This window comes from Streptomyces sp. NBC_00386, assembly GCF_036063235.1.
GTDB lineage: Bacteria > Actinomycetota > Actinomycetes > Streptomycetales > Streptomycetaceae > Streptomyces.
Map to the genome: position 1 here is coordinate 3639914 of NZ_CP107950.1, position 26644 is coordinate 3666557.

General features: G+C 70.4%; 26 protein-coding genes. 5 read left to right on the forward strand and 21 right to left on the reverse strand.

Features of this window, described 5'->3' with window-relative positions; translation table 11 throughout:
• Positions 1-173: 173 nt before the first annotated feature.
• Positions 174-947 carry an isoprenyl transferase gene (locus OG780_RS15820; RefSeq protein WP_326785763.1) on the reverse strand — a complete coding sequence of 258 codons (774 nt, stop codon included), beginning with the start codon at positions 945-947 and terminating at the stop codon, positions 174-176.
• Positions 948-1091: 144 nt separating this feature from the next.
• Here OG780_RS15820 and mgrA point away from each other — a divergent pair, with 144 nt between their 5' ends.
• Positions 1092-2129, forward strand: coding sequence for an L-glyceraldehyde 3-phosphate reductase (gene mgrA, locus OG780_RS15825; RefSeq protein ID WP_328448716.1), 1038 nt, complete (start codon positions 1092-1094; stop codon positions 2127-2129).
• 410 nt (positions 2130-2539) lie between these two features.
• Positions 2540-2875 (forward strand): DUF192 domain-containing protein, encoded by a 336-nt coding sequence (locus tag OG780_RS15830; protein ID WP_326785765.1) that lies wholly within the window; start codon positions 2540-2542, stop codon positions 2873-2875.
• A gap of 302 nt (positions 2876-3177) precedes the next feature.
• On the opposite strand, the gene OG780_RS15835 is transcribed toward OG780_RS15830, so the two are convergent.
• The 15 genes from OG780_RS15835 to OG780_RS15905 all read right to left on the reverse strand — a co-directional run bounded on the left by OG780_RS15835 (position 3178) and on the right by OG780_RS15905 (position 16589).
• Positions 3178-4053: an LLM class flavin-dependent oxidoreductase gene (locus OG780_RS15835; RefSeq protein WP_328448718.1), complete on the reverse strand. Its 876-nt coding sequence runs from the start codon at positions 4051-4053 to the stop codon at positions 3178-3180.
• 48 nt (positions 4054-4101) lie between these two features.
• Positions 4102-4686, reverse strand: a complete 585-nt coding sequence (locus tag OG780_RS15840) for a dihydrofolate reductase family protein (protein ID WP_328448720.1) — start codon at positions 4684-4686, stop codon at positions 4102-4104.
• Between the two features lie 85 nt (positions 4687-4771).
• Complete coding sequence (locus OG780_RS15845; RefSeq protein ID WP_328448722.1) at positions 4772-5419, reverse strand: OmpA family protein; 648 nt, start codon at positions 5417-5419, stop codon at positions 4772-4774.
• Positions 5420-5422: 3 nt separating this feature from the next.
• On the reverse strand, positions 5423-6016 hold the full coding sequence (locus tag OG780_RS15850; protein WP_328448724.1) for a hypothetical protein: 594 nt from the start codon (positions 6014-6016) through the stop codon (positions 5423-5425).
• A gap of 15 nt (positions 6017-6031) precedes the next feature.
• The gene (locus OG780_RS15855; RefSeq protein ID WP_328458152.1) at positions 6032-6640 is read right to left on the reverse strand and encodes a pilus assembly protein TadG-related protein; all 609 of its coding nucleotides are present in this window, start codon (positions 6638-6640) and stop codon (positions 6032-6034) included.
• The gene (locus OG780_RS15860) at positions 6637-6837 is read right to left on the reverse strand and encodes a hypothetical protein (RefSeq protein WP_328448726.1); all 201 of its coding nucleotides are present in this window, start codon (positions 6835-6837) and stop codon (positions 6637-6639) included. The genes OG780_RS15855 and OG780_RS15860 overlap by 4 nt, the downstream gene beginning before the upstream one ends.
• Positions 6838-6951: 114 nt before the next feature.
• Positions 6952-7683 (reverse strand): response regulator transcription factor, encoded by a 732-nt coding sequence (locus tag OG780_RS15865; protein ID WP_328448728.1) that lies wholly within the window; start codon positions 7681-7683, stop codon positions 6952-6954.
• Positions 7676-8944, reverse strand: coding sequence for a sensor histidine kinase (locus tag OG780_RS15870; RefSeq protein WP_328458154.1), 1269 nt, complete (start codon positions 8942-8944; stop codon positions 7676-7678). Before OG780_RS15870 ends, OG780_RS15865 begins: the two co-directional genes overlap by 8 nt.
• A 173-nt stretch (positions 8945-9117) precedes the next feature.
• On the reverse strand, positions 9118-10008 hold the full coding sequence (locus OG780_RS15875) for a DUF5936 domain-containing protein (protein WP_326785774.1): 891 nt from the start codon (positions 10006-10008) through the stop codon (positions 9118-9120).
• 13 nt (positions 10009-10021) lie between these two features.
• On the reverse strand, positions 10022-10963 hold the full coding sequence (locus tag OG780_RS15880; protein WP_328448732.1) for a type II secretion system F family protein: 942 nt from the start codon (positions 10961-10963) through the stop codon (positions 10022-10024).
• Between the two features lie 88 nt (positions 10964-11051).
• Positions 11052-12395 carry a CpaF family protein gene (locus OG780_RS15885; RefSeq protein WP_328448734.1) on the reverse strand — a complete coding sequence of 448 codons (1344 nt, stop codon included), beginning with the start codon at positions 12393-12395 and terminating at the stop codon, positions 11052-11054.
• An 18-nt stretch (positions 12396-12413) separates the two neighbouring features.
• Positions 12414-12884, reverse strand: coding sequence for a TadE/TadG family type IV pilus assembly protein (locus OG780_RS15890; protein ID WP_328448736.1), 471 nt, complete (start codon positions 12882-12884; stop codon positions 12414-12416).
• Positions 12881-14500 (reverse strand): AAA family ATPase, encoded by a 1620-nt coding sequence (locus tag OG780_RS15895; protein ID WP_328448738.1) that lies wholly within the window; start codon positions 14498-14500, stop codon positions 12881-12883. Before OG780_RS15895 ends, OG780_RS15890 begins: the two co-directional genes overlap by 4 nt.
• 192 nt (positions 14501-14692) lie before the next feature.
• Positions 14693-15406, reverse strand: a complete 714-nt coding sequence (gene cpaB / locus OG780_RS15900; protein WP_326785779.1) for a Flp pilus assembly protein CpaB — start codon at positions 15404-15406, stop codon at positions 14693-14695.
• Between the two features lie 301 nt (positions 15407-15707).
• Positions 15708-16589 (reverse strand): hypothetical protein, encoded by an 882-nt coding sequence (locus tag OG780_RS15905; protein WP_328448741.1) that lies wholly within the window; start codon positions 16587-16589, stop codon positions 15708-15710.
• A gap of 383 nt (positions 16590-16972) precedes the next feature.
• On the opposite strand from OG780_RS15905, the gene OG780_RS15910 reads away from it, so the two are divergent.
• Both OG780_RS15910 and OG780_RS15915 read left to right on the forward strand, forming a co-directional pair.
• Entirely contained in the window at positions 16973-18658 is a 1686-nt protein-coding gene (locus OG780_RS15910) for a chitinase (RefSeq protein WP_328458156.1), read from the forward strand.
• 257 nt (positions 18659-18915) lie between these two features.
• Positions 18916-20280, forward strand: coding sequence for a M14 family metallopeptidase (locus OG780_RS15915; protein ID WP_328448743.1), 1365 nt, complete (start codon positions 18916-18918; stop codon positions 20278-20280).
• A gap of 78 nt (positions 20281-20358) precedes the next feature.
• Here OG780_RS15915 and OG780_RS15920 read toward each other — a convergent pair whose 3' ends face one another.
• From OG780_RS15920 to OG780_RS15930, 3 genes are all read right to left on the reverse strand, one after another.
• Positions 20359-21084, reverse strand: a complete 726-nt coding sequence (locus tag OG780_RS15920) for a hypothetical protein (RefSeq protein WP_328448745.1) — start codon at positions 21082-21084, stop codon at positions 20359-20361.
• 159 nt (positions 21085-21243) lie between these two features.
• Positions 21244-22767, reverse strand: a complete 1524-nt coding sequence (locus OG780_RS15925) for a GntP family permease (protein ID WP_328448747.1) — start codon at positions 22765-22767, stop codon at positions 21244-21246.
• A gap of 170 nt (positions 22768-22937) precedes the next feature.
• On the reverse strand, positions 22938-23348 hold the full coding sequence (locus tag OG780_RS15930; protein ID WP_326785785.1) for a RidA family protein: 411 nt from the start codon (positions 23346-23348) through the stop codon (positions 22938-22940).
• Between the two features lie 155 nt (positions 23349-23503).
• Between OG780_RS15930 and OG780_RS15935 the strand changes: the two genes are divergently transcribed.
• The gene (locus OG780_RS15935; protein ID WP_328448749.1) at positions 23504-24715 is read left to right on the forward strand and encodes an RNA-guided endonuclease InsQ/TnpB family protein; all 1212 of its coding nucleotides are present in this window, start codon (positions 23504-23506) and stop codon (positions 24713-24715) included.
• A gap of 13 nt (positions 24716-24728) precedes the next feature.
• Here the strand turns inward: OG780_RS15935 and OG780_RS15940 are convergent, their stop codons facing one another.
• Together OG780_RS15940 and OG780_RS15945 are read right to left on the reverse strand one after the other, a co-directional pair.
• Positions 24729-25496 (reverse strand): IclR family transcriptional regulator, encoded by a 768-nt coding sequence (locus OG780_RS15940; protein ID WP_328448751.1) that lies wholly within the window; start codon positions 25494-25496, stop codon positions 24729-24731.
• On the reverse strand, positions 25493-26527 hold the full coding sequence (locus OG780_RS15945) for a sugar kinase (RefSeq protein WP_328458158.1): 1035 nt from the start codon (positions 26525-26527) through the stop codon (positions 25493-25495). Before OG780_RS15945 ends, OG780_RS15940 begins: the two co-directional genes overlap by 4 nt.
• Positions 26528-26644 lie beyond the last annotated feature (117 nt).

A 26644-nucleotide genomic window follows, 5' to 3' on the forward strand; every position in this document is an offset into this window, starting at 1 on the left:
GACGGCCCCGAGCCGTCCGCTGAGATACGACACCCGTGGTTCGGGCGTCGACCTGCAAGGCTTATGCCCTCGAACCAGCGAAGCCATGCCACGGCATATGACGGCGCGTTCGTTAACTCCCGATGACGTACGTCCCCACGGGGTGCCCCGTGCAGCACGGGGCACCCCGGAATTCAGCCTCCGTAACGGCGGTGTCGCGCCGCGTAGTCGCGCAGGGCGCGCAGGAAGTCGACTTTGCGGAAGGCCGGCCAGAAGACTTCGCAGAAGTAGTACTCGGAGTGGGCGGTCTGCCAGAGCATGAATCCGGACAGCCGCTGCTCACCGCTGGTGCGGATCACCAGGTCCGGATCGGGCTGGGCACCGGTGTAGAGGTGCTTGCCGATCAGGTCGACGTCGACGCGGTCCGCGAGGTCCTCCATCGAGGTCCCCTTGTCGGCCGCGTCGAGGATCATCGAGCGCACCGCGTCGGCGATCTCCTGGCGGCCGCCGTAGCCGATGGCGACGTTGACGACTATCCCCTCGACATGGGCGGTGGCCTCCTCGGCCTCCTTGAGGGCCGACTGCATCGGGGACGGCAGGATGTCCCGCGTCCCGACGTGGTGCACCCGCCAGCGGCCGTCGGCCGCCAGCGTGCGGACGACGCCTTCGATGATGCCGAGGAGCGGACCGAGCTCCTCCTGCGGGCGGTCGAAGTTGTCGGTGGACAGCAGCCACAGGGTGACGACCTCGACATCGGTCTCGGAGCACCAGCCGAGGAATTCCTCGATCTTGTCCGCTCCGGCCCGGTGTCCCTGGGCGGTGGTGGAGCCGGCGGCCTTCGCCCAGCGGCGGTTGCCGTCCATGATGACGCCGATGTGCTTGGGCACCTGGTCGTGATCGAGGTGGCCTTCCACCCTGCGTGCATAGAACCTGACCAGCAGGCGGCGCAGGTTGTCGCGCAAGGTCACGTGTTGTCAGCCCCTCCGTGCGAATCGGACAGACGCGCCCGAGCACAGTCCCTGTCCATATGGCGGTCCCCCGGGGCGAAGCCTACCCTTGCGAAACGCGAAGGCTCCCGAGGGGCCTGTGCACCCTGGCATAGGTTCGTCCCCATGAACGACCCCACTCTGTACCGGGCCGCAACGGAGCGGTACGACTCGATGGAATACCGGCGTACGGGCCGCAGCGGCCTCAAACTGCCCGCGGTCTCGCTCGGCCTGTGGCACAACTTCGGCGACGACCTCGCGCTGGACTCCCAGCGTGCGATCCTGCGCCGCGCCTTCGACCTCGGCGTCACCCACTTCGACCTCGCCAACAACTACGGGCCGCCGCCCGGCTCGGCGGAGCTGAACTTCGGCAAGCTGCTGAAGGAGGACTTCGCCCCCTACCGGGACGAGCTGGTCATCTCGACCAAGGCGGGCTACCTCATGCACCCCGGCCCCTACGGCGAGTGGGGCTCCCGCAAGTACCTGCTGTCCTCCCTGGACGCCTCGCTGCGGCGGATGGGCGTGGACCACGTCGACATCTTCTACTCGCACCGCTACGACCCGGACACCCCGCTGGAGGAGACGATGGGCGCGCTCGCGTCCGCCGTCCAGCAGGGCAAGGCGCTGTACGTCGGTGTCTCCTCGTACAGCAGCGAGCAGACGGCGGAGGCGGCCGGGATCCTGACCGGCATGGGCGTCCGTCCGCTCATCCACCAGCCCTCGTACTCGATGCTCAACCGCTGGACCGAGGACGACGGCCTGCTCGACACGCTGGAGGCGGCCGGCATGGGCTGCATCTCCTTCGCGCCGCTCGCGCAGGGTCTGCTGACGGGCAAGTACCTCCAGGGCATCCCGGAGGGCTCGCGCGCCACCCAGGGCAAGTCGCTGGACCCGGGCCTGCTGAGCGACGAGGTCGTGCGTCGGCTGAACGGGCTGAACGGCATCGCGGCCCGGCGGGGCCAGTCGCTCGCCCAGCTCGCGCTCACCTGGGTGCTGCGTGACCAGCGGATGACCTCCGCCCTCATCGGCGCGTCCAGCGTGCGGCAGCTGGAGGAGAACCTGGCGGCGCTGGCGGCCCCGGAGCTCACGGACGAGGAGCTGAAGGAGATCGACACGTTCGCGGTGTCGACACAGGGCACCAACATCTGGGCCCAACGGCGCTGAGTCACCGCGATCCCGGGCCGCGCGGGGCGGGCCCGTCGCGGGGGCGCACGGGGGCGCCTGCCGGGCAGGCCGTCGCGGGCACAAAAAAACGGGCCGGTCCGTGGGGGGGAGACGGACCGGCCCGAGGGGGGGTTTCCACCATAACCCTTCGTAAGTGATGCTGCGTGCATCCGCGTGCCACAACTACTCTCCGGAGTCGCCCGGCAACGCCACGGCGAGCATGGAACCATCGATTCCGGGTGTGATCATGGCTGATTCATGGCTGATTCAAAGGGAATCGTGAAGGATCGGCAGAGATCCAAGGGGGTCATGAGCACTCCCGGGGCGTGACGCCGCCGTGCCGGTCTGTACTCCGGGCGGGTGATCCGCGTGACGGCCTCCCGCTTGACTCCCCCGCTAACTTCGCACCCATGGCCACGTTCACGACGGACAGGACACCCGAACCGGTACCTCTGGAACTCGCCGCCACGGCGCGCGCCCGGCGACGGGGGCTGCTCGGACGCCGGGGGATCGAGGGCGCACTGCTGCTCACACCGGCGAACTCGGTGCACACCCTGGGAATGCGGTTCGCGATCGACGTCGCCTATCTGGACCGGTCGTCGCGGGTCCTGGCGGTACGTACGATGCGTCCGGGCCGGCTGGGACTGCCGCGACCGCGGGCCCGGCAGGTCCTGGAGGCGGAGGCCGGGTCGATGGAGCGGTGGGGCGTGCGGCGCGGCGTGCGGATCACGGTCCGGCACGCCTGACGTCACGTCATCAGACAAGGCAGCACCGCGCAGCCCCCTCCTCTGCGCGGTGCCACACGCGCAGCTTTGCTCACGCGAATTACCTTGGTCTGAACTTACGTCAGTCAAACATTCCTGGCGACAGCCGATCGATAACGATGTGGAAACCCCGTGCAGATCTCCCGCACGCGGCGCGCCGCACCCCGCCCCGCCGCCCGCCATCCGGACGGACATCTCACACCGAGCGACCCCCATTGGGAGCTTTTCGGTCAATCTGCTCACGCGACCGTGGATCATGTCCTGCGGACCTGCGGATGGGGGGATCAGGGGACCAGCGGGCGCACCTGTCCGGCCGCGAAGCGGACGAAGCCCTCGGGGTCCGGCTCGTCGGCGGTGGGCTGGAGGACCACCGTGTCGGCGCCGGCGTCCACGAGACGCTGGACGGCCTTGGCGACGGCGTCCGCGTCGCCCGCGACCCCGAGTTCCGGGACGGCGCTCTCGCCCTCGGCCTCGATCTCGGCGCGCAGCCGGGCGCCGGCGTCCGCCCCCGTGGCGGTGCGCAGATAGACGACGACCCGGTGGTGTCCCTCCGTCCGGCCGGCCCTCCGCCGCCCCTCGTCGATGAGCCGGCGGGCCCGCCGTACCCCGTCGGCGGTGGTGGAGGCGGTGAGGACCGTGCCGTCGGCGGCCTCACCGGCGAGGCGGAGCGTACGGGGCCCGGTGGCGCCGGTGAGGACCTCGGGCACCTCCGCGGGCGGCCAGTCGAGGGCGACTCCGTCGAGTTTCACGTACCGCCCCTGGGTGGTCACGCGCTCGCCGCGCAGCAGGGCGCGCAGCGCGTCGAGATGCTCGCGCAGCAACGTCAGGGGCGACTCGGCCCGCGCCCCGACCTGCCCCATCCAGTCCTGGACGCCGTGGCCGACCGCGAGGGCGGCCCGCCCGGGGAACAGCCGGTGCAGGGTGGCGGCCTCCATCGCCGTGACGGCGACGTTCCGCAGCGGGACGGGCAGCAGTCCCACTCCCACCCGCAGACGCTCGGTCCAGGCGAGCGCCGCCGCGGCGGCGGAGATGCCCCCTTCGAGGAAACAGTCCTCCCACAGCCACAGTTCCTCGAGTCCCGCCTCCTCCGCCTCGCGCGCCAGGGCGCGCAGCCGCTCGGGGGGCAGTTGGGGCCGGAAGACAACACCGAGTGAGGTCATGCCGGCTTCCTACCCAGGCGGCCCGGGTGACCCACCACGCTCGACCCCTTACGCGCCTTCGGTGCCGGCGGTGGTGCCGCGCTCGTAGCGCAGGAGGGCGACGCCGTTGCCGAAGGTCCGCGTCTCGATGAGGCGGAGGTCGGTCGGGGCCTCGGCCTCCGGGAACAGCGGCTTGCCTGCCCCGATGAGGACGGGGTGCACGTACAGCCTGATCTCGTCCACGAGGCCCAGTCGCAGGAACTCCGCGGCGAGATCGGCGCCGCCGAGCGCGAGGTCGCCGCCCTCCTGCGCCTTCAGCGCCAGGATCTCCTCGGGCACGACCTCCCGTACGACCGTGGTGTGCCCCGTGCCGCGCTCCAGCGTCCGCGAGAACACCACCTTGGGGATGTTCCGCCAGATCCCGGCGAACTCGGCCATCTCCGGGCTGATGTCCGGGTCCTTGTCTGCCGTCGGCCAGTAGGCGGCCATCAGCTCGTAGGTCACCCGTCCGGACATCAGGACTCCGAACCCTCTGATCAGGTCGTTGAAGTGCTGGTGCAGCTCGGCGTCGACCCGGTGCCAGTCGATCTCGCGGTTCGGGCCCTCGATGTATCCGTCGAGGGACACCGACATCATCAACACGATCTTCCTCATGGCGGACTCCATCGACCTCGTGCGCGACCCGTTCGTCGGGGGCATGCTGCCAGGAGGCCGGGCCCGGGAGAAGGTGACGCGCGCGTCAGGCGTTGTTCCCGTCGGCGGCGCCCCTCGGGAAGGTCACCTCCACCCGGCGGTTCTTGCGACGGCCCTGTTCCGAGGTGTTGTCGGCGATCGGGTAGTCCTCGCTGTAGCCGCGCACCTCGAAGGTGATGTCCGCCTCTACGGAGCCGAGCGCCGCGGCCAGCCGGTCGTGCACCTCTTCCGCGCGCTTCTTGGAGAGGGTCAGGCCGTGCGCGTACGAGCCGAGGTTGTCGGTGAACCCGAAGACGCGGACCGTCGTCGCGTGCTGGGCCTTGATCTCGTCCGCGATCGCCTGGATACGGGACTGGGAGTCCGGGTTGAGTCTGGAGCTGTCCTTGGGGAAGAGGACCTCCGCCTGGAGCGCGAACGTCACGTCCGAGTTGGTGTCCTCCCGGCGCTCCTCGCCGCCCAGGTCCTCCACGACCGACTTGATGTCCAGCACCTTGGCGGGCGCCAGGGTCGCACCGTCGGCGAGCTTGAGCCCCGGGCTGTTGGCGTCGACGTCGGGGGGCGGGGAGGTGGTGACGCTGCCGGGCGGGGCACTGGGGTCACCGTCGTCCGCGTACGCGGGACCCGGCAGGCCGAGGGTGATCAGCACGGCGAGGGCCGTGAGCGCGGTCGCGGCGGGGCGGGGCGGGAGGGCCATGGGTCAGCCCTCGGAGATCTCGATGGAGGCGGGTGGCATGGAGCCGACCTGGAAGTCGACGGCGGTGGTGTCGGCGGGGGGTGCGGGGAACTGGGCGAACCATTGAGTGGTGGCGCCCTGGCTGACACCTCCGGTGAACTGGGTGCACAGACAGCGACCTGAGGTGTCCCGGAGGATGAGGTACTTCTTCTTGCCCTTCTGGTCGATCAGGCTGGCGCCGGCGATGGATGCCCCGTTCTTCGACAACTCTCGCTCGTCACCACGCCAGTCCGCCGCGACCCAGGCGTTGTCGGTGTTGTTCGTGACCGTCCCTTCGACGGTCACGAAGCCTCCCTGGTCGCGCTTGGCCGAAGTGACCGTAAGCGTGATTCCATTCTCGCCCTTGACCTCGGCCAGTACCTGGTCCTGGCTCGCTGTCGGCGACGCCTGTTTCGCATCGTCGCCGCCCCCCTTGCCCGACTCGGAGGAGGACGAGCCAGCCTTCGGCTTGTCGCCGCCGTCTCCTCCGCCGCATCCGGACACCGCGAGGAGCAATCCGGTACTGACCGCCACCACGGCCATGGCCCTGCGGCCCTTCATGGTGTGCCGGAGATCCATCGGTACGGCTTCCTCTCACTCGGCCAGGTGCACGGAGAACAGCACCGACGCGTCCGGTAGGTCGTCCGGGTTGAAGTCTCCGGGGTCGATGTTCACGATCTCGCCGTCACAGTCGAGTTCGAGGGGCTTCTCCGGATCCGCAGCCGGATCGAAATCGCAGCGCGGCTGAATCACGGCTATGGCATGGGCGTTCGCGTGCTGGCCCTCGGTGCCCGGGATGATGGAGTGGCCGACGGTGTAATTGGTCCGGATGTCGGCGCGGTACCCGGGGAAGCCGTTCTTCCTGACGAACTCAACACCCAACAGGCTCGCATCGTTCTGGGCGGCCAACTGCTGGGCCGCGCCCCCTGCCCCTGCCCCGTCGGCCTCCAGGCCACCGTCCAACCAGTCCAGCCAGTCGTCGTCCTCGCCGATAGCCCCAGCCAGACGGTCCATCAGCTCGTCCCGGGCGTCCTGCGCCGCCGCCAACGCAGCAGCGTCCGCCGCGGATTGAGCTCCATTGCGGGCGGACGCTGCTTGAGCGAAGGCGAAGAAGGCGAACGCGGCGAAGAGCAGGATCCCCGTCAGCCAGATATAGATGGGGAGGGTCTGACCTCGGTCGCCCCCCGTTCCGACGAGGGTCAGCCGCCGATAACGTCGTTCACGGCATTCAAGATCGCCTGCGAGATCAGCCCGTCCAGTCCCAGGCTGTCGATCAACGTGAAGATCCCCGCGATGATGATCATCAACCCCGCGTACTCCACGAACCCCGCGCCCGCGTCCCGGTGGGCGCCCCGTGTCCGGGCGATCACCGTTTGAGTCCAAGTGGTGAACCTGTTCATCAGGACTGCCCTCCCTGCCGACGCGACTAACGACCCGAGCACCGTACGTGAGAAGTCGCCTACCGCGAGTGGGCCCAGGGGCCCAACTTCGCTGGTGGGGAACGCGGGGCGGGTTCATCGGCTCCACCCCTCGTGCGTCGTACCCAGCCAGTGGGCGATCGCTTCGCTCCGCGAGGAACTGTGCAGCTTCGCGAAGATGCGATTGATGTGATTCTTGACGGTCTTCTCCGCGATGAAGCAGGTGGCGGCGATCTGGCGGTTGTTCATGCCGGCCGCGATGAGGTCCATCACCTCCACCTCCCTTGAACTCAGGCCGAACTCGGACTGATGGACGGCATGGCGGTGAAGTCCCGCCGCCGGCAAGAGCCGAGCCTCCGACGACTGTGCCACAGCAGATTGCAGGTGCGAAGAGAATGAGTGCGGTTGGTACGAAACTCCGAGTGAATCCGGGACAGCCGGGCGTCCGTGGCGTACCTCCCGTACGGCGGCGATCAGTTCGGCCGCCGTGAACTCGCCATGGACGAGATAGCCGGACGCGCCTTTACGCAGGGCTTCCGCCACGACCTCGGGTTCGCGGCTGTACGTCAGCATCATCACCGGGGCGATCGCGCACAGTTCGGGCAGTGCGGTGAGGCCGTCCGTGCCGGGCATCCGCACGTCGAGAAGGACCACGTCCGGGACGAGAAGAACGGCGCGGTCCAGTGCCTCCGCGCCGTCCCGCGCCGTCGCGACGACCGCGATGTCGGGGTGCGCGTTCAGCAGCGCGGTCAGACCGGCCCGTACGACCGGGTTGTCGTCGGCCACGAGGACACGCAGGGACGGACCGGAAAGCGCCTGGTCAGGCATGTGCGGCCTCCTCTTGGGAAGTGGGGGGAGCGGGAAGGGCGGCCGTCGAGAGCGGGAGGGTCAGCCGGACCTCGGTGCCCCCGCCGGGGGACCGGTCCAGCCGGATGTGGCCGCCGACGCACGCGGCTCGTTCCGTCATGCCGAGCAGGCCGAAATGGCCGGATCTCGTCCAGGCGGCGATCGCGGCGGGGGTCGCCGGTGCCGGGAGACCCACGCCGTCGTCCCGGACGAGCAGCGCGAACTCGTTTTCCGAAACGCCAAGTTCGACCGTCACCGCGTTCGCGTCCGCGTGACGGTGGGCGTTCTCCAGCGCCTCGGACACGATCGCGAGGACGTGATGGGCGGCGGCGCTGGGCAGGACCGCGGGCGCGCCCCGGTGCCGTACGGCCGGGGCGAGGTCGGTGCGGGCCTCGAAGTCGGCTGCCATGCAGCGGAGTTCAGGGAGGAGGTCGATGTCCGGGTCGGTCAGGTCGCTGTGCCGCCGCAGGTCCGTCAGGAGCTTGCGGGACTCGGCGGCGGCCAGGCGCGCCGCGTCCGCGACGGCAGTCGCCTGGCGTTTGAGCGCCTGCGGGTCCGCGTCCTCCGAGGAGGCGGCCAGTGCCTCCGCGGCCAGCGCGAGCCCGTACAGCGTCTTGGCCACGGAGTCGTGCATCTCGCGTGCCATGCGGGCCCGTTCGGACTCCACGGCCTCCGCGACGGCGAGCCTGCTGGTCGCCTCGGCCAGGGCCTGTCCCGCCGTGCCGAAGCGGAACAGCAGATTGCGCAGGGTGACTCCGATGATGCCGGCGCCGACGCAGAAGCCCGCGATGAGCAGGGTGTTGGAACCCGCCCCCGGCCGGTGTTCCCAGGCCCTGAACACCGTGAGCAGCACGGTGAGCTGGAATCCGGTGAACACGCCCGCGCCGCGCCAGCCGTAGAGCAGGCCGGACAGGAGCGGGGTGCAGACCGTGGCGTAGGCGAGGGGGGAGGCCGGGGAGGCGGTGAGGAGCAGGACCGCGCCGAAGGTGAGGTCCAGGCCCATCAAGGTCGGGTGGGCGAGGAGGCGCGGGCCGAAGCGGTCCCAGTCGCGGAGCATGGCGTAGGAGCCCATGACGCCGAGGACGGCGGCCGCGAGGACCGCGTACCGCAGGAAGCCGCCCGTGGCGTTCGTCATCGCGAAGGGCGCGCCGACCACGATGGCCGCGAGCCGGACCGCGAAGGCCTGACGGCACAGGGCCTGGAGGGCGTTGAGCTGGAGCCGGATGCCGCCGGGCGCGGGCACATCGTCCGCGAGGTAGCCGGTGCCCCGTTGTTCGCGGGTCCGCGCGAGCCGGAGGAACCGGCGCGCACCTCGGGTGAGTCGAGCGGACCGGCGCCCGCGGCTTCGCGCGAGTTCAAGGGACCGGCGCAGGTGTTCGCGGGCCACGTCACCCCGGCTCCTCGGAAGGCTCTTCATCAGCGCCCCAGGATCGAGCCGAAGTCGGTGCCCGAGCCCAGGAACATGCCCGTCGCGATGAGGATCATCGTCGCCGGGAGCATGAACACCAGGGTGACCATGGTGGCCTTGGGGATGGTCTTGGCGGCGCGGCGGCGGGCGTTCTGGGCGTCCGTGCGGCGCATGTCGGTGGCGAGCTGGATGAGGGTCTCGGCGATCGGGGAACCGAGCTCCTCGCCCTGCTGGAGCGCCGAGACGAACTGGGCCACCTGCTCGGAGGAGTTGCGCCTGCGGAGTTCGTCGAAGGCCTGGCGACGGCTGACGCCCATGTCCATCTGGCGCAGGGTGATGCGCAGTTCGTCCGCCCAGGGTCCCTCGTACTTCTCCGCGACGCGGTCCAGGGCCTGGCGGAAGCCGAGGCCCGCGGAGACGACGACCGCGAGGACGTCGAGGAAGTCGGGCAGGGTGCGCTCGATGACCTCCTTGCGCTCCCGGACGGCCTGCCAGATGAGGGCGTCCGCGGCGACCAGCCCGAAGGCCAGCGTGAGCACGGCGAAGAGGAGCTGGCCGTTGGAGAGGAAGACCAGACCGAGGACGACGCCGAAGACCCCGTACACCGCCCGGCGGGCCGCGTAGCGGTTCAGGGTCAGACCGCCGGGGTTTCCCGCCATGTCGATGCGCCGGCGTTTGGCGTCCACACGCCGGGGGCCCATCAGTCGCAGGACCGTCGGCGCGAAGCGCATGCCGAGGCGGTCGACGGCCGAGTCCGCGACCGAGACACGGGTTCCGCCGACCTCCAGGGCGAGCTGGAGGTCGCTGGGGAGTTTGACCTCGGCGCGGATCATCCGGACGCCCAGGAGGACGCCCGCGACGGCCGCGCCCATCAGGACGGCGAGCAGCAGCGGCAGCAACGTGATCCCTCCCTCACACTTCGATCTTGCCGAGCCTGCGGATGACGAAGAAGCCCACGGTGTAGAGGCCGAGAGCGAGCAGGACGAGGCCCTGGCCGAGCGCGGAGCCGGTGACGCGGGCGAGGGCTCCCTCGTTCGAGGAGTTGATCAGCACCAGGGAGCCGATGCCGAGGAAGGGGACCGTGAAGGCGGTCGCGTTGACTTCGGAGAGCATCGTGCGGACCTCGCGGCGGGTCTCCTTGCGGTCCTCCAGGGTCTGGGTGAGGTTGCGCAGGGAGCTGACGACGGAGCCGCCCGCCTTGTTGGCCAGGACGAGGGTGGTGACGAGGACGATCAGCTCACGGGAGGGCAGTCGCTGCGAGAGTTCGCCGAGGGCGTCGTCGATCGTGCGGCCCAGCATCAACTGGTCGGCCACGTGAGCGAGTTCCTCGCCCGCCGGGGCTTCCAGTTCCTCCGCGGCCATGGCGAGCGCCGTGCGCAGGGCGAGGCCGGCCGCCGTCGCGTTCGCCAGCAGGCGGGCCACGTCGGGGAGTTGGTTGATGAACGCCTCGATGCGCTTCTGGCGCTGCCAGTTGAGGAAGATGCCCGCGCTCCACACGCCGAGCAGGGCGGCGATCGGGCCGAAGAAGGGGGCCAGGGTCGCGGCGGCGATCAGCCACAGGGCGACGACCACGGCGGTGACGTAGGTGAAGAACTCCCCCGCCGTGAGATCGAGTCCGGTGGCCGTCAGGCGCAGGTGGATGGTGCGGCCGAGGCGGGTGCGGCGCAGCCGTCGGTCGACGCCCGCGAAGTGGCGTGCCCTGCCGCCCGCCGTGTGCGGAGCGCCGCCGCCGGAGAGCCGGTCGAGGAGGTCGCGGCGCTGGGCGCGGCCGGAGGCGTAGGTGTGCACGCCCGCGACGGCGAGCGTGCCGCCGAGGAGCGTCCCGCCGAGGGCGAGGAGTGCGGGGTCGTTCACTGTTGCCTCCCTTCGGAGGTGAGGGGCTCGGAGGTGAGGGGCTCGGAGGTGAGGGGCTCGGGTGCGGAGGATCCCGTGGTGGGGGGCGTCAACCGATGGCCTGCCTCGTGTTGTTGAGTACGTCGATGGCGTCGGCGACCCCGAAGGCCGGCGGCGGCGGCTCGTTGGCGACGTACAGCTTCTCCGCGACCGGGCGCGGGAGCGGAAGGTGCTCGAAGTGGCCCCGCACGACGCGGTCGGGGCCGACCGGGAGGGGCACGAAGCGGGTGACCGGGGTGACGCGGAACTGTTCGCGGCCGTGCGAGACGAGCAGCGCGACCTCCGTGACCTTGCGGGAGCCGTCGGCGTGCCGGGAGAGCTGGACGACGACGTCGACGGCGGAGTTGATCTGGTCCTTGAGCGCCTCGAAGGGGATCTGGACCTCGGACATCGAACCGAGGGTCTGGAGGCGCATGAGGGCGTCCTCGGCGGAGTTCGCGTGGACGGTGGCGAGGGAGCCGTCGTGGCCGGTCGACATGGCCTGGAGCATGTCGAGGGTCTCGCCGCCGCGGACCTCGCCGACGATGATGCGGTCGGGGCGCATGCGCAGCGAGTTGCGGACCAGGTCGCGGATGGTGATCTGGCCCTTGCCCTCCACGTTCGGGGGGCGGGATTCGAGGCGGATGACGTGCTCCTGCTGGAGCTGGAGTTCGGCGGAGTCCTCGATGGTGATGATGCGCTCGTGGGAGGGGATCAGGCCGGAGAGCGCGTTGAGCAGGGTGGTCTTGCCGCTGCCGGTGCCGCCGCTGACGATGACGTTGAAGCGGGCCCGGACGAAGGCGGCGAGCAGCATGAGCGTCTGTTCGTCGAGGGAGCCGAGGCCGATGAGCTCGGGGAGCGTGTACGCGCGGGGGAAGCGGCGGATGGTGAGGGTGGGGCCGGTCAGGGCGAGCGGCGGGATGATGACGTTGACGCGCTCGCCGGTGGGCAGGCGGGCGTCGACCATCGGGTTGGACTCGTCGACACGGCGGTTGACCGTCGAGACGATGCGTTCGATGGTCTGCATGAGCTGCTCGTTGGAGGCGAAGCGCAGCGGCAGCTGTTCGACGCGGCCGGCCCGCTCGACGAAGATCGAGTCTGGGCCGTTGACCATGATCTCGGTGATGGACGCGTCGGCGAGGAGCGGTTCGAGGACGCCGAGTCCCAGTGCCTCGTCGACGACCCGGCGGATCAGCTGGGAGCGTTCGGCGGTGGAGAGGACCGGACCCTCGCGGCTGATGATGTGGCCGAGGACGCGTTCGAGCCGGGCCCGGCGTTCAGCCGCCGCCAGGCTGGACATCTCGGCGAGGTCGATCTCTTCGAGGAGTTTGGCCCGGTAGACGGCGACGAGGTGTCCGTCCTCACGGGCGGGACCCCCCTCGTCGGGGGCGGCGATGCGGGAACGCAGGCTCATGGTGTCGGCTCCTCCCGGTCAGTCGTCGGTGGGCATGGTGGCGCGGCGGGTGACGGTGTACCGGTCGAAGAGGGGGATGACGTTGGGGACCGTGACCGTGACCGTGGCCGTGGTGAGGTCGGGGCCGGGGACGGGATCGACGCTCGGGTTCAGCCAGCCGCTCACGGCAGCGTGGCCCGCGGCCACACCCGCCGGGGCGCCGCCCTGTTGCGAGGCGGCCCGCGCGGCGGCCCTCGCCCCGGAGCCGGCCTGGTTGACGCCGTACCCGATGAGCCCGAGCTGGATGGCCGCCATCCCGACGAGCAGCAGGACGGGCAGGAACCCGGTGAACTCCAGGATGGAGACACCCCGGTCGCCCCGGAGCCGGCGCGTGGCCCGGAGCCTGCCCGAGGGGTGGAGGGCGGCGCGGATCCCGCCCGTGGCGTCGGGCCGGTGCACACGGCTGAGCCCGTGCGGGAAGCGTGAGCCGCGCCGGAGGAGTGTCCTCATCCGTCGTCCCCCTCCAGCGCGGCGCCCGCCTGGCCCCGTACCCGGAAGCCCGCGTCGAAGCCGGGGAAGAACAGCGGGACGTCGACCTTGACGGTGGCCTGCATGACGGGGCCCGAAGCGGTGCAGGAGATCTCCGCGTCCTTCCAGGAGCCCGGCAGATGCTTGCTCCCGGCGGCGGCGCAGGCGCCCGGGACGTCACCGTGGACCGCGTAGGCCGCGGTGGCGGCGCGCGCCGCCTCGTCCGCCGCGTTCCCGGCCAGCGAGTACGAGTACCCGTACAGCACGCACTGCCACAGGATCGTCATGACGACCAGGAGCAGCGGGAACATCCCGGCGAATTCGAGGGTGACGGCTCCCCGGTCGCCGCCCCGGCCGCGGAGCGAGAGCGCGCCCCGGTCCGACGCGGACGCCTTGCGGCGCCTGCCGCCGGCCCCGCCCTCCTGGGGGACGACGAGACCGAGCTCGGCGGCGAGTGCCCACAGCGCCTGCTTGACGGTCGAGCGGGCGTCCAGGTCCTGGAGCCGGCCCGCGTCGACGACCGACTGGAGTTCCTTGAAGGCGGCGGGAACCGCGGAGCGGGCGACCTTGGTTCCTGTGACGCGTTCGACGAGGGACGGCTGGATCTCCGTACCGCGGGCGAAGCGGTTCACGACCGTCGTGGTCTCCTCCGCCTTGCGGATCTGGAGACGGTCCCACATGCGGACCATGCGTTTGGCGGCGCGTACGGCGATGACGTCGGGGGTGACGAGGAGCAGGGCCCGGTCGGCCATCTCGACGGCCGCGGCGGTGGCCGAGTTCATCTGGGAGCCGCAGTCGACGACGACGACATCGTGGCGGGAGCGCAGCGCGGAGAGGACCTGGCGGGCCACCCGGTCGGTGACCTCCTCGCCCCGTTCGCCCTCGGCGGGCGCGAGCAGGAGGGCGATGCCGCTGTCGTGGGTGTAGACGGCGTCCTGGAGGACGCGCGGGTTGATGTCGGTGATGGCCGCCAGGTCGGCCACCGACCGGCGGAACTGCACGTCGAGGTACGAGGCCACGTCCCCGGACTGGAGGTCCAGGTCGAGCAGCGCGACGTTGTGGCCGGAGGCCTTCGCGGCGAGGGCGAGCTGGACCGCGGTGACGGTCGCACCGACGCCGCCCTTCGCGCCGGTCACGGTGACGACGGTGCCGCCGGGGCCCGCGTACAGCTCGGGCGCGCCGCTGTGCAGGTGGCGGCGCATTCCGGCGGACCAGGCGGCGGCGGCCTGGACGCGTTCGGCGAGGGCGTCGTAGCCCAGGGGCAGGCCGATGATGCCGCGGGCGCCTGAGTCCATGGCGGCGGTGAGGACGCCGGTGCTGGTGTCGGCGGTGATGAGGACGACACCGACGGCCGGGAAGCGCATCACGAGGTCGCGGATCAGGTCCAACGCCGGTACCGGGCCGATGCGTTCGTGGACGAGGACGACTTCGGGGAGCTCGTCGAGGGACTCGGCGGCGAGGCGCGCGAGGGTGTCGAGGAGGGCTGTCGAGTCGGGTACGGGCGGGGCGGGTTCGGTGTCGGCGAGCTGGCTCAGCAGGGTGGTGAGCGCGCGGGCCGAGTCGATGTCGCCGACGGCGGGAACGATACGGATGGTCATCGGCGAAGCTCCTCGCTCGCGTGCCGTGCGCCGGCCCCGGTGCCCGGTGCCGCGGCGGGCGACGGCACCCCGCGGACCCGCCGCCGCGTCCCGGACCAGGGGCCCGGCGCCGGCCGTGTCCGCGTCGCCGGCGTCGGCATCGGCATCGGCCTCGTACGCCGCCCCGTGGGCATGGACCTCATGCGCGGCCTCCTACTTGTCCTCGTCGAGGGTGTACGTACGGTCGCCGGGCGCCACGATCGTGTCGGAACCGCCGGCGACGAGGGCGAGCCGCACGTGCTGGGCGAACGACTCGGCGTACGCGACGCGTTGGGCGTCGGCGGTGCCGAGGGCGAAGGTGATCGGGACGGCCTGGGCGGCGCTGTTGCGCCGGTCGGAGCTGGACTGGTCGGGTTCGAGGGCGGTGAGCTTGCCGACGTCGATGACGCGGGCGTTCTCGACGATCACCTTGGACTGGTCCCTGGCCTTGTCGTTCTCGGCCTTGAAGGTGGCGTAGATGTTGACCCGGGAGCCGGGGTCGATCTTGCCCGCGACACCGGTCGAGGCGTCGATCATGATGGCGATCTCCTGCTGCCCGGCGGCCAGTTGCGGCTTGTCCACGATCATGTCGGCCTGCAGCAGGGAGCCCTTCTCCAGCTGGGTGACGGCGATCTTGCCGCGGATCCGGGAGAGGTCGGTGACGGCGGTGGACGACAGCCACCGCTCGGGCATCGAGATCTTCTCGAACTGGTCGGCCGACAGCTCCTTGTAGGGCGCGATGTCGCTCTTCAGGCGGTACGCCGTGACCTCCGGGCCGACCTTGGAGTTCACGTCGCGGATCACCGAGAGGACTCCGGCGAAGGCGCCGAGGGCGCACAGGACCGAGAGGACCAGCAGGATGACGCCGCGGCGCTGGCGCGAGTTCACTGAATCTCACCTCGTGGGGCGGTACCGGAAAGGGGACCGGGCTGTCGTTCCTGCCGGGGATCCGGGGGCTGACCTCCGGGACAATGCAGCATGTTCAGGACAACCTCGATCTACAGGGACGGCGGGGTCGGGCGGTGGTGCCTGGTGGTGTCTGGTGCGCTGTGCGGTCGTGGCTGACGTGCTGTGCGGTGGTGCCTGGTGCGCTGTTCGGTCGGCTCTGCATGTGCTGTGCGGTGGTGCTTGACGTGCTGTGCGATGGCGCTGGGTGCGCTGTTCGGTGCGCGCGATGTGCACGAGGGGCCTAAGTGGCGCCTCGGGGCAGGGCGCGTACCGGAGAGGCTGCCCGGACGGTGGTGGCCGGAAGCTCCTGTGCGGAAGGCGGCGACAGCGGGGCCGCGCAGAACCCGCAGCGGTCACCGATGAGTTCGAGCCCGCACCAGCGGCATTCGTCCCGCCGGACGGAGGAGACGAGCTGATAGAGGACCGAGACGTCGTACAGTCCGGCGGCGAATTCGACGAGCCGGTTCGTCCCCCACCAGCGGACCGACTCCCCGGGCAGCGGGACGGTGGCGGCACTCTGGACCTGCCAGGCGGGCGCGAGGGTGGAGGTGACCCAGTCGGAGGGCGGCTGGCCGGCGGCCGAGAGCATCCGGGTCCCGAACTCCGGACCCGGCAGCTCCTCCTGGCCGACTCTGATCAACTCGGCACGCGGATTGGCGAGGACGGCGAACTGGGCGCCCGGCACCCATGACTTGGCGTGCGACTTCAGGGAGACCGGGACCCGGTCGAGCTTGGCGACCGAGCCGAGCAGGGCGCCGGCGTAGATGTAGTGCGCGAGCAGCCGGGCGGCGGAGGCGAGCACGCCGGGGCTGAAGTCGCACACCGACAGCTGACGTAACTGCTGGGCCAGCAGGGCGATTCCGAGCGGCGGCAGGTCGATGCCGAGCAGCGCGATGCGGTCGCTCTCCAGGACGGAGCGGACGGTGTGCAGCCGCCGGGTGACGGCGGTCTCGGTGCCGGCCGGGTAGAGGGAGATGACATACCCGTGCTGCTCGATGAGCGTGTGCATCCCGGTGAGGGAGTCCTCCAGGGTGCCGAGCGGCTGGACGGCCGCCGGCGGGGTCTGCCGGTCGTGCGGCGGGAGCACCAGACCTGGACTGGTGACGGCTATCGCGGTCGGCACGCTGCACACACCCCGTTCGCTGCGGCGGGGTGGTCAACCACCGCCTCAGATCGCCCCTTTGTCGCCAAAGAGCGTCGCGGTCCGTTCCTTCGACGGCCACGGATCGCCACGGTGACGCCCTCTTGCATCAGCACCATATCCACGGCATGGCCCGCTCAACACCGAATCTCCGAGATCATCTCACCGAAGGTGCGGGCGTGATCAACGGAGAGTAAGCCGTCTCAAAACAACTGGGGCCTCCCATAAGGGTGTTGGGAGCGTCGTGGGACTTGACAACCAGATTGGTCTGGACCAACTTGTATCCACCGACGGTGGCCACCGTTCCGTTCCCCCTCCCCTCCCCCACCTCTCCCCTGGAGGACCCAGTGGACCGCGTCACCCGTATGCCCGGACGGAGATGGGCGGGAGCCCTCGCCGCCGTCGTCACGGCGTCCGTCCTCTCCCTCACCGGCCTGGCCGGCCAGGCCCAGGCCGCCGACATCAACAACGTCAAGAACGGCGGCTTCGAGTCCGGCCTGAGCAACTGGACCTGTTCGGCGGGCAGCGGCACGACCGTCTCCTCACCGGTGCACGGCGGCTCGGCCGCCCTGAAGGCCACGCCCGCGGGGCAGGACTACGCCCAGTGCTCCCAGTCCGTCGCCGTGAAGCCCAACTCGACGTACACGCTGAGCGCCTGGGTCCAGGGGTCGTACACCTACCTCGGGGTGAGCGGCACGGGGACGACGGACGTGTCGACCTGGACGCCCAACACCACCTGGACGCAGCTCACGAACACCTTCACCACCGGCGCCTCGACGACCTCGGTGACGGTCTGGTCGCACGGCTGGTACGGACAGCCCGCCTACTTCGCCGACGACTTCTCGGTGTTCGGACCCGACGGCGGCGGTGGCGGCGACCCGGCCCCGACGGTCCCGGCGACCCCCGCGGGCCTCGCCGTGTCCGGCACGACCTCCTCGTCCGTCTCCCTGGCCTGGAACACCGTGTCGGGCGCGACCGGCTACAACGTGTACCAGGGCGGCTCCAAGGTCCAGTCGGTGACCGGAACCTCCGCGACCGTCTCGGGGCTCACGGCCTCCACGTCGTACTCGTTCCAGGTCAGCGCGACCAACTCGGCCGGCGAGTCGGCCAAGTCGTCGGCCGTCACCGGGACGACGGCCGCGTCCGGCGGTGGCGGGGGCGGCGGTACGGTGCCCGCGCACGCCGTGACGGGCTACTGGCAGAACTTCAACAACGGCGCGACCGTGCAGAAGCTCTCCGCCGTGCAGTCGCAGTACGACATCATCGCCGTCGCGTTCGCCGACGCCACGAGCACGCCGGGCGCCGTGAGCTTCACGCTCGACTCGGCCGGGCTCGGCGGCTACACCGTCGACCAGTTCAAGGCCGACATCAAGGCCAAGCAGGCTGCCGGCAAGAAGGTCATCATCTCCATCGGCGGCCAGAACGGCACCATCTCGGTGAGCGACTCGGCGTCGGCCACGAACTTCGCCAACTCCGTCTACTCCCTGATGCAGACGTACGGCTTCGACGGCGTCGACATCGACCTGGAGAACGGCCTCAACGCGACCTACATGTCCCAGGCGCTGCGCTCGCTGTCCACGAAGGCCGGCTCGTCCCTGGTCATCACCATGGCCCCGCAGACCATCGACATGCAGTCCACGTCGAACTCCTACTTCCAGACCGCCCTGAACATCAAGGACATCCTCACCGTCGTCAACATGCAGTACTACAACAGCGGTTCGATGCTCGGCTGTGACGGCAAGGTCTACTCGCAGGGCTCGGTCGACTTCCTGACGGCACTCGCCTGCATCCAGCTCCAGGGCGGTCTCGACGCGTCCCAGGTGGGCCTCGGCCTCCCCGCCTCCACCAGCGGCGCGGGCAGCGGCTACGTCTCCCCGACCATCGTGAACAACGCCCTCGACTGCCTGACCAAGCTCACCAACTGCGGTTCTTTCAAGCCCTCCAAGGCCTACCCGGGCCTGCGCGGCGCGATGACCTGGTCGACCAACTGGGACGCCTCGGCGGGCAACGCCTGGTCGAACGCGGTCGGCCCGCACGTGCACGCACTGTAGTTCCGGACCGCCGCGTCACCCTTCCCCCGGCGGTGCCCCTCCGGCCCCGTTCGCCGCAGTCGCGGCGAACGGGGCCGGCGCCGTTCCGCGCGGCCGGTTCCCGCCGACGGCCCTTTGTCGTCTCTTGACCTGCTCATGCCACAACCCTCACCATGAGCGCCACACCCGCACCACGCACGTCACCTTGAGCCACCTCCCGGCTCCGCTCCCCCACAATTCCGGAGATCCCGGAATTTACGGAGAAACAAGGAGACTTCATGCGAATTCGCCCACGTGGCAGTGGCAGCACCGACGGCAAGGGCAGAGGCCGCCGACGCGGCGCCGCGCTCGCCGTCCTCGCGGCCCTCGCTCTCGCGGCTCCCCTGACCGCCGCCGCCACCGACGCCACGGCGAGCGGGGCCAGGGTCCTCGCACCCTCGTCCGACGACGTCAGGCAGTACGAGATCCACCAGAGTTCGACCCCCGCGTCCCGGACACAGATCCAGCGGTCGGGCGTCACCGTGGACGAGGCCGACGAGGAGACCGTCGTCGTATCGGGCCGCGCGGACCAGATCGCCACACTGCGCCGGCAGGGATACGACGTCTCGCCGCTGGGCTCGGCGCCCGACCGATCCGCCGGTGACGTACGGCTCTTCGACTTCCCGACGGCGGACTCGAAATACCACAACTACGCCGAGATGAACACGGAGATCGACCAGCGGCTCGCGGCCTACCCGAACATCATGAACAAGCGGGTGATCGGGAAGTCCTACCAGGGCCGGGACATCGTCGCCATCAAGGTCAGCGACAACGTGGCGACCGACGAGAGCGAGCCCGAGGTCCTGCTCACCTTCCACCAGCACGCCCGCGAGCACCTCACGGTGGAGATGGCGCTGTACCTGCTGCGCGAACTCGGGGCCGGCTACGGCAGCGACTCCCGCGTCACCAGCATGGTGAACAACCGCGAGATCTGGATCGTCCCCGACCTCAACCCGGACGGCGGCGAGTACGACATCGCGAGCGGCTCCTACCGCTCGTGGCGCAAGAACCGCCAGCCCAACTCCGGTTCCTCGTACGTCGGTACGGACCTGAACCGCAACTGGAACTACAAGTGGGGCTGCTGCGGCGGCTCTTCGTCCTCCAAGTCCTCCGAGACCTACCGCGGCGCCTCGGCCGAGTCCGCGCCCGAGGTGAAGGTGGTCGCCGACTTCGTACGCGGCCGGGTCGTCGGCGGCAAGCAGCAGATCACCGCCGGAATCGACTTCCACACCTACAGCGAGCTGGTGCTGTGGCCGTTCGGGTACACCACCGCCGACACGGCCACCGGGATGACGGCGGACGACGCCGCCGCGTTCAAGGCCATCGGCCAGAAGATGGCCGCCAGCAACGGGTACACGGCCGAGCAGGCCAGTGATCTGTACATCACGGACGGCTCGATCGACGACTACCTCTGGGGCACCCAGAAGATCTTCGACTACACCTTCGAGATGTATCCGACGTCCAGCTCCGGCGGCGGCTTCTACCCGCCCGACGAGGTCATCGAGCGGGAGACGTCCCGCAACCGGGACGCGGTGCTCCAACTCCTGGAGAACGCCGACTGCATGTACCGGTCCATCGGCAAGGCGGCCCAGTACTGCTCCTAGGGCCTGGCTCCGGCCGAGACGGCCGGTGAACGGGGATCCGCGCGCCCTTCCTGACCGGCGCGCGGATCCCCGTACCTTTTACGGCTTCTCGCTCTTGTCCTTGACCTTGACCTTGTCCTTGTCGTCCTCGACCCGGCTCTCGGCCTCAGCCGTCACCTCGGCCTCGGCCGCCGTCTCGACCTCAGCCTCGGCCTCGGCCTCAGCCGCCGTCTCGGTCTCGGCCTTGGGCTCGGACTCGGCCTCGCCGTCCTCGAAGTAGGCGTCCAGGACGGCATCGAGCTGCTCCTCCCACTCCTTGAAGCGTGCCCGGGCGTTCGCCTCTATCTCGATCGGATACCAGCGGCGCTCCGGCGTGTGCACCGTGATGGTGAACCGCTTGCCGAAGCGCGGCGACTCCGTCTCGACGGCGCCGATCTCGTCCCAGCGGAACTCCGCCTCCTGGTCGTCCAGGCGCAGCCGGACACCGCTGTGGTCGGCCCTGATCGAGGCGCGCCGGTCGGAGGCCTCGAAGACGGGACCGTCGGGGACGGCCCCGGATTCCGGGTCGGCCTCGGAGGCGGCCTCCTTCGGGGTCTCGGCGGCGGGCGCCTCGTCGGACGCCGCCTCGTCGGACGCCGCCTCGTCGGACGCCGCGTCCTCGGAGACCGTCTCGTCGGAGACCGTCTCCTCGGCGACGGCCTCCTCGGTCTCCACGACCGCGTCCTTCGGCTCCGCCGGCACGGGTGACGTAAGCCCGGGGATGTAGGCCGGGTTCACCGCGGCTGCGTCCAGGGGCTGGCTCTTCGAACCTATGCGCTGCTCCACAGCGGGAAGTATGGTCGAAGATCCTGTGCGGGGCACAGCCAGCCCCGAATTGGCGATGCCTCTGTTACACGAAGAGAGTCATCTCGGCCGTACGGACAGGCCGGCGGGCGCCGTACGGCGGCGCCGGCCCCGACCGGACAGGTCCTGGACGAACAAGTCCTAGACGAACAGGCTGACCACGGCGGCCACGGCGAACCCGGCGACGGACAGCACCGATTCCAGGACGGTCCAGGTCCTGAGGGTGTCGCGCTCACTGATGCCGAAGTACTTGGCCACCATCCAGAACCCGCCGTCGTTGACGTGCGAGGCGAAGATCGAACCCGCCGAGATCGCCATGATGACCAGGGCGACGAAGGCCTGGGAGTGGTGCCCCTCGGTGAGCAGGGGCGCGACGATGCCGGCCGTGGTGACGATCGCGACCGTCGCCGAGCCCTGCGCGATCCGCAGGACCAGGGAGATCAGATAGGCCAGGAAGATCACCGGGAGGCCGACGTCGTTGAAGGTGTCCGACAGGGCCTGGGCGACCCCGCTGGCCTTCAGCACGGCGCCGAAGATGCCGCCCGCGCCGACCACGAGCAGGATGTTGCCGACCGGCTTGAGGGACGAGGTCGACACCGTCTCCAGGGACTTGCGGGACCAGCCGCGCCGGATGCCGAGCAGGTAGTAGGCGAGGAGCAGGGCGATCGTGAGGGCGACGAACGGGCTGCCGAAGAACTCGATGACCGAACGCGGGGTGGAGGGGTCGAGCGCGATCGAGGAGAAGGTCGCCGCGAGGATCAGCACCAGCGGCGTACCGATGATGCCGAGGACCGTGCCGAGCGGCACCGGCTTCTCCCGCGGCCCGGCTCCGTCCCCCGGGCTCCCGGCCTCACCCGGCAAGGAGACACCCGCGCCCCGCTGTTCGGCCGCGACGGCCCGCTTGGCCTCGGCCGCCGCCTCGACCATGTCCTGCGGTACGGGGACGAAGATGCGCTTGCCGATCCAGGCGGAGTAGACCCAGGCGGCCAGCACCGCGGGGATGCCGCAGACGATGCCCATGAGGATGACCCAGCCGAGCTGGACGTGCAGCAGTCCGGCGGCGGCGACCGGGCCGGGGTGCGGCGGCAGGAAGGCGTGGGTCATCGACAGGCCGGCGAGCAGCGGCAGGCAGTAGAGCAGGATCGACTTGCCGGAGCGCTTGGCGGCGGCGTAGACGATCGGCGCGAGGACGAAGATGCCGACGTCGAAGAAGACCGGGATGCCGAAGATCAGGCCGGTCAGGCCCATGGCGAGCGGAGCCCGCTTCTCTCCGAAGAGACCGAGCAGCCGGGAGGCCAGCACCTCGGCGCCGCCGCTGACTTCGAGGATCGCCCCGAGCATCGTGCCGAGTCCGATGATGATCGCGACATGGCCGAGGATGCCGCCCATGCCCGTCTCGATGACGGACACGGCGGTCGACCGCTGGACCGTGCCGAACAGCTCGGTGACCGAGAGTCCGGCCGCGAGGCCGACGGCTATGGAGACGGCGAGCAGGGCGACGAACGGCTGGAGCCTGAGCTTGATGATCAGGAAGAGGAGGAGCGCGATGCCGAGGGCGGCGACCGTGAGCAGTCCGGCCGTTCCGTCGAGGAGGAGCAGGAGACCACCGGTGTGCGGTGGTGTCTCCGGGGCCGGGGCTGTCGCTGCGAGCGGGTACGACGACATGTCGGGGAGCCTCTTTTTCGTCAGTCCGTGGGGGCTTTCGGGCAGGGCGGATCGCGGTGCGGCACCCGGGGTGGCCGGGTGCCGCACCGTGACGTCGTACGTGGTGCGGGAGTTGCGCGGGTTGCGCGGGTTGCGGGGGGAGTCGCGCGGGCGTGGGCCCGGAGGGGACGTCAGCCGAGAACGGCCAGCACGTCGATCTCGACGAGGAGTCCGGCCGGCAGACCGACGTAGACCGTCGTGCGGGCGGCGGGGGGCGCGGTGAGGCCCTGCTCCTCGAAGTACTGGTTGTAGATCTCGTTCATCTCGGCGAAGTGGCCGGTGTCCGTGAGGTAGACGCGGATCATCATCGCGTCGTCCCAGCCGGAGCCGCCCTCTTCGAGGATGGCCTTGACGTTGGCGAGCGTCTGGAGGGTCTGCTCGCGCAGCGTCGGACCCGCGGGTGTGGGGGGCCTGCCCTCCTCGGCGGGCAGGAAGCCGACCTGCCCGGCGACCTGGAGGATGTTCCCCTTCCGCACGCCGTGCGAGAACTTGGCGGGCGGGGTGGTGTGGGTCGCGGGGGTGAGGGCGGTCTTGTCGGTCATCGAGCTTCCTTCGTGGATGCCCCGGTCTTCGGGCGGGGGCGGGAACGGACTTCTGCGGAGCAGGACAGGTAAAGGCGATTCGCCGCCAGGACAGATCACCGGTCACCACTCACGGTGGAGTGGTGGTCACAATCCGTTGTAGTAATTTGTGAGCTATGACCTCTCACGTGAAGCGGGCGTTCAGATTCCGCTTCTATCCGACGGATGTGCAGGCGGCTGAGCTGTCGCGCACCTTCGGATGTGTGCGCAAGGTCTACAACCTGGCACTCGAAGCCCGTACCGCCGCGTGGTACCAGCGGCGGGAGAGGGTCAACTACAACGCGACCTCGGCGATGCTCACCGCATGGAAGAAGACTGAAGAGCTCGCCTACCTCTCCGAGGTGTCCTCGGTGCCCCTGCAGCAGTGCCTGCGGCACCTGCAAGGAGCGTTCACGAGCTTCTTCGAGGGACGGGCGAAGTACCCCCGGTTCAAGTCGCGCAAGAAGTCCCGCCGCTGTGCCGAATACACCACCTCGGCGTTCCGCTACCGCGACGGCCGGCTCACGCTCGCCAAGATGAGCGAGCCCCTGGACATCGTGTGGTCGAGGCCGCTCCCGGAAGGCGCCCAGCCGTCCACGGTGACCGTGTCCCAGGACGCGGCCGGACGCTGGTTCGTGTCGCTCCTCTGCGAAGACACAATCACCCCGGCACCGACCACCACGGCTGCTGTCGGGATCGACGCGGGGATCACCTCGCTGGTGACCCTGTCCACCGGGGAGAAGGTCACCAACCCCCGGCACGAACGCCGTGACCGCACCCGTCTCGCCAAGGCCCAGCGGGAGCTGTCCCGCAAGGCGAAAGGTGACGGGGCGAACCGGGCCAAGGCGCGCCGCAAGGTCGCCAAGGTCCACGCCCGGATTGCCGACCGGCGCCGCGACTTCCTGCACAAGCTGACCACTCGTCTCGTCCGTGAGAACCAAACGGTCGTGATCGAGGACCTGAGCGTCCGCAACATGGTCAAGAACCGCGGGCTCGCCCGGGCCATTTCGGACGCGGCCTGGCGTGAGCTGCGGGAGATGCTGGAGTACAAGTGCGCCTGGTACGGGCGCGAATTCGTCGTGATCGACCGCTGGTTCCCCTCCAGCAAGCTGTGCGGAAACTGCGGCACAATACGGGCGAAGCTGCCGCTGCACGTCCGTACGTGGACGTGCGAGTGCGGCACGGTGCATGACCGCGACGCGAACGCGGCGAAGAACGTTCTCGCGGCCGGGCTGGCCGTGTCTGCCTGTGGAGACGGTGTAAGACCTCAACGGGAGTCCTCCCGGACGGGGCGGTCGTCGATGAAGCAGGAAACCCAGCGGGCGACCGCTGGAACCCCCCGCCTCTAAGCGGGCGAAAAAGTCAATCCTTGGGGTCTTCCTTCGTGGGGGCTTTGCCGGAGTAGTCGTGGCTGATGGCGTCAGCCGTACGGCGCACCAGCGGGAGCAGGGCGAGGAGTTCCTCGGCGGTGACGACGACGTTGGGCGCGGAGACCGACATGGCGGCGGCGACGCGTCCGTCGGCGCCACGGACGGGGGCGGCGACACAGTTGATGGATTCCTCGTGGCCGCCGAGGTCGGTGGCCCAGCCCTGTTCGCGCACCGCCGCCAGTTCCTTCAGGAAGGCGGGCGCGTTGGGCGTCGAACGGGCCGTGTACAGGGGGTAGTCGAGCCGGTCGGCGACGGCGCGGCGCTCGGTCTCGGGCAGGTCCGCGAGGAGGAGCTTGGCGACCGCGGCGACGGTGATGGCGACGGGTTTCCCTATCCGCGAGTACATGCGCACCGGGTAGCGGCTCTCCACCTTGTCGATGTAGAGCACCTCGCCCTCCTCGTACACGGCGAGGTGGACGGTGTGTCCGCAGCTCTCGTTGAGGCGGACGAGGTGGGGGTGGGCGATCTCGCGGACGTCGAGGTTCTCGACGGCCTCCTGGGCGAGGGCGAACAGGCGGGCGCCGAGCCGGTAGCGCTGGTCGGACTGGCGGTAGACCAGGCCGTGTTCGTGCAGGGTGCGCAGCAGCCGCAGGGCCGTGGACTTGTGGACGCCGAGGCGGTCGGCGACCTGGCCGAGGTCGGCGGGGCCCTCGGCGAGCAGCGGCAGGATGCTCAGCGCTCGGTCGACGGTCTGGCTCATGGCGTACGTACCTCCTCCGCGGCCCGTGCGTCGGCTGCGGTCCAGCCGGGGCCGAGACGAAGTGTCTCCCAGGCACCGTCGTCGAGAGCGGCCAGCCGGTCGGCGAGCCCCCGGGCGGGTGGTTCGGCGAGGTCGCCCGGGACGGTGAGGGCGGCGGCGGCCGTCAGATGGCCGTGCCGCAGGCGGTCGCGGGCGGGAAGGCCGCGCAGGGTGGCGGAGAGGAACCCGGCGGCGAAGGCGTCACCGGCGCCGACGGCCGCGACGACGTCGACCCTGAGGGCCCGGACGAAGGTGGCGGTGCCGGTGGCGTCCTCGGTCCCCTCGGGCACCTCCTTGTCGAACACGACGGCTCCGCCTCTGCCGTACTTGACGACCAGGACGTCCGGTTCGGGCAGCGCCTCGCGGATCGCGCGCGCTCCGCGCAGTCCCCAGGCGTCGCGGGCCTCGTCGTCGCCGACGAAGACGAGGTCGGCGCGGCGCGCGAGGTCGAGCAGGACGCGCGGCCCCTCGGGGTGGTCGCGCCACAGCCCCGGGCGGTGGTTGACGTCGAAGGAGACGAGGGGGCGGCCGGGGCGGGGGGCGGTCAGCTCGCGCATCAGGCCGAGACAGCCGTCGGAGAGCGCGGCGGTGATGCCGGACAGGTGGAGCACGCGGCCCGAGCGGGCGGCGGCCAGGTCCGTGTTCCGTGCCGTCATGGCCGAGGCGGCGGACCCGGCCCGGTAGTAGGCGACTTCGTGGGCGTCGGTCGCCCGGTCGCCCGCGGTGCGGAAGTAGACGCCGGTCGGCCGGCCGGGGTCCCGGCGCACGGCGGAGGTGTCGACGCCGTACGCGGTGATCGCCTCCACCAGGTGGTCGCCGAACCCGTCGGCGCCGACCCTGCCGACCCAGCGGACGGAGTGACCGGCGCGGGCGAGCACGCAGGCCACGTTCGACTCGGCGCCGCCGATGCCCCGCTCGAACGACGGCACGTCGGCGAGCCGTCCGGGGCTGGTGGGCAGGAAGGTGACCATGGACTCGCCGAGCGCCACCACGTCGACGCCGCCCGTGCCGACACGGACACCGGTGTCGGTGCCGGTGCCGGAATCCGTGCCGGTGCCGGTGTCGGGGGTCGCGGCGTCCGCGGGTCCGTTGCTGCTCACGGCGGTCGG

What these genes read in the sequence shown, in the direction of transcription:
- mgrA (WP_328448716.1), top strand. Translation starts at nt 1,092, where the DNA reads ATGAACGACCCCACTCTGTACCGGGCCGCAACGGAGCGGTACGACTCG.
- OG780_RS15830 (WP_326785765.1), top strand. Translation starts at nt 2,540, where the DNA reads ATGGCCACGTTCACGACGGACAGGACACCCGAACCGGTACCTCTGGAA.
- OG780_RS15835 (WP_328448718.1), bottom strand. Translation starts at nt 4,053, where the DNA reads ATGACCTCACTCGGTGTTGTCTTCCGGCCCCAACTGCCCCCCGAGCGG.
- OG780_RS15840 (WP_328448720.1), bottom strand. Translation starts at nt 4,686, where the DNA reads ATGAGGAAGATCGTGTTGATGATGTCGGTGTCCCTCGACGGATACATC.
- OG780_RS15845 (WP_328448722.1), bottom strand. Translation starts at nt 5,419, where the DNA reads ATGGCCCTCCCGCCCCGCCCCGCCGCGACCGCGCTCACGGCCCTCGCC.
- OG780_RS15850 (WP_328448724.1), bottom strand. Translation starts at nt 6,016, where the DNA reads ATGGATCTCCGGCACACCATGAAGGGCCGCAGGGCCATGGCCGTGGTG.
- OG780_RS15860 (WP_328448726.1), bottom strand. Translation starts at nt 6,837, where the DNA reads ATGAACAGGTTCACCACTTGGACTCAAACGGTGATCGCCCGGACACGG.
- OG780_RS15865 (WP_328448728.1), bottom strand. Translation starts at nt 7,683, where the DNA reads ATGCCTGACCAGGCGCTTTCCGGTCCGTCCCTGCGTGTCCTCGTGGCC.
- OG780_RS15885 (WP_328448734.1), bottom strand. Translation starts at nt 12,395, where the DNA reads ATGAGCCTGCGTTCCCGCATCGCCGCCCCCGACGAGGGGGGTCCCGCC.
- OG780_RS15890 (WP_328448736.1), bottom strand. Translation starts at nt 12,884, where the DNA reads ATGAGGACACTCCTCCGGCGCGGCTCACGCTTCCCGCACGGGCTCAGC.
- OG780_RS15895 (WP_328448738.1), bottom strand. Translation starts at nt 14,500, where the DNA reads ATGACCATCCGTATCGTTCCCGCCGTCGGCGACATCGACTCGGCCCGC.
- OG780_RS15910 (WP_328458156.1), top strand. Translation starts at nt 16,973, where the DNA reads ATGCCCGGACGGAGATGGGCGGGAGCCCTCGCCGCCGTCGTCACGGCG.
- OG780_RS15915 (WP_328448743.1), top strand. Translation starts at nt 18,916, where the DNA reads ATGCGAATTCGCCCACGTGGCAGTGGCAGCACCGACGGCAAGGGCAGA.
- OG780_RS15925 (WP_328448747.1), bottom strand. Translation starts at nt 22,767, where the DNA reads ATGTCGTCGTACCCGCTCGCAGCGACAGCCCCGGCCCCGGAGACACCA.
- OG780_RS15930 (WP_326785785.1), bottom strand. Translation starts at nt 23,348, where the DNA reads ATGACCGACAAGACCGCCCTCACCCCCGCGACCCACACCACCCCGCCC.
- OG780_RS15935 (WP_328448749.1), top strand. Translation starts at nt 23,504, where the DNA reads ATGACCTCTCACGTGAAGCGGGCGTTCAGATTCCGCTTCTATCCGACG.
- OG780_RS15940 (WP_328448751.1), bottom strand. Translation starts at nt 25,496, where the DNA reads ATGAGCCAGACCGTCGACCGAGCGCTGAGCATCCTGCCGCTGCTCGCC.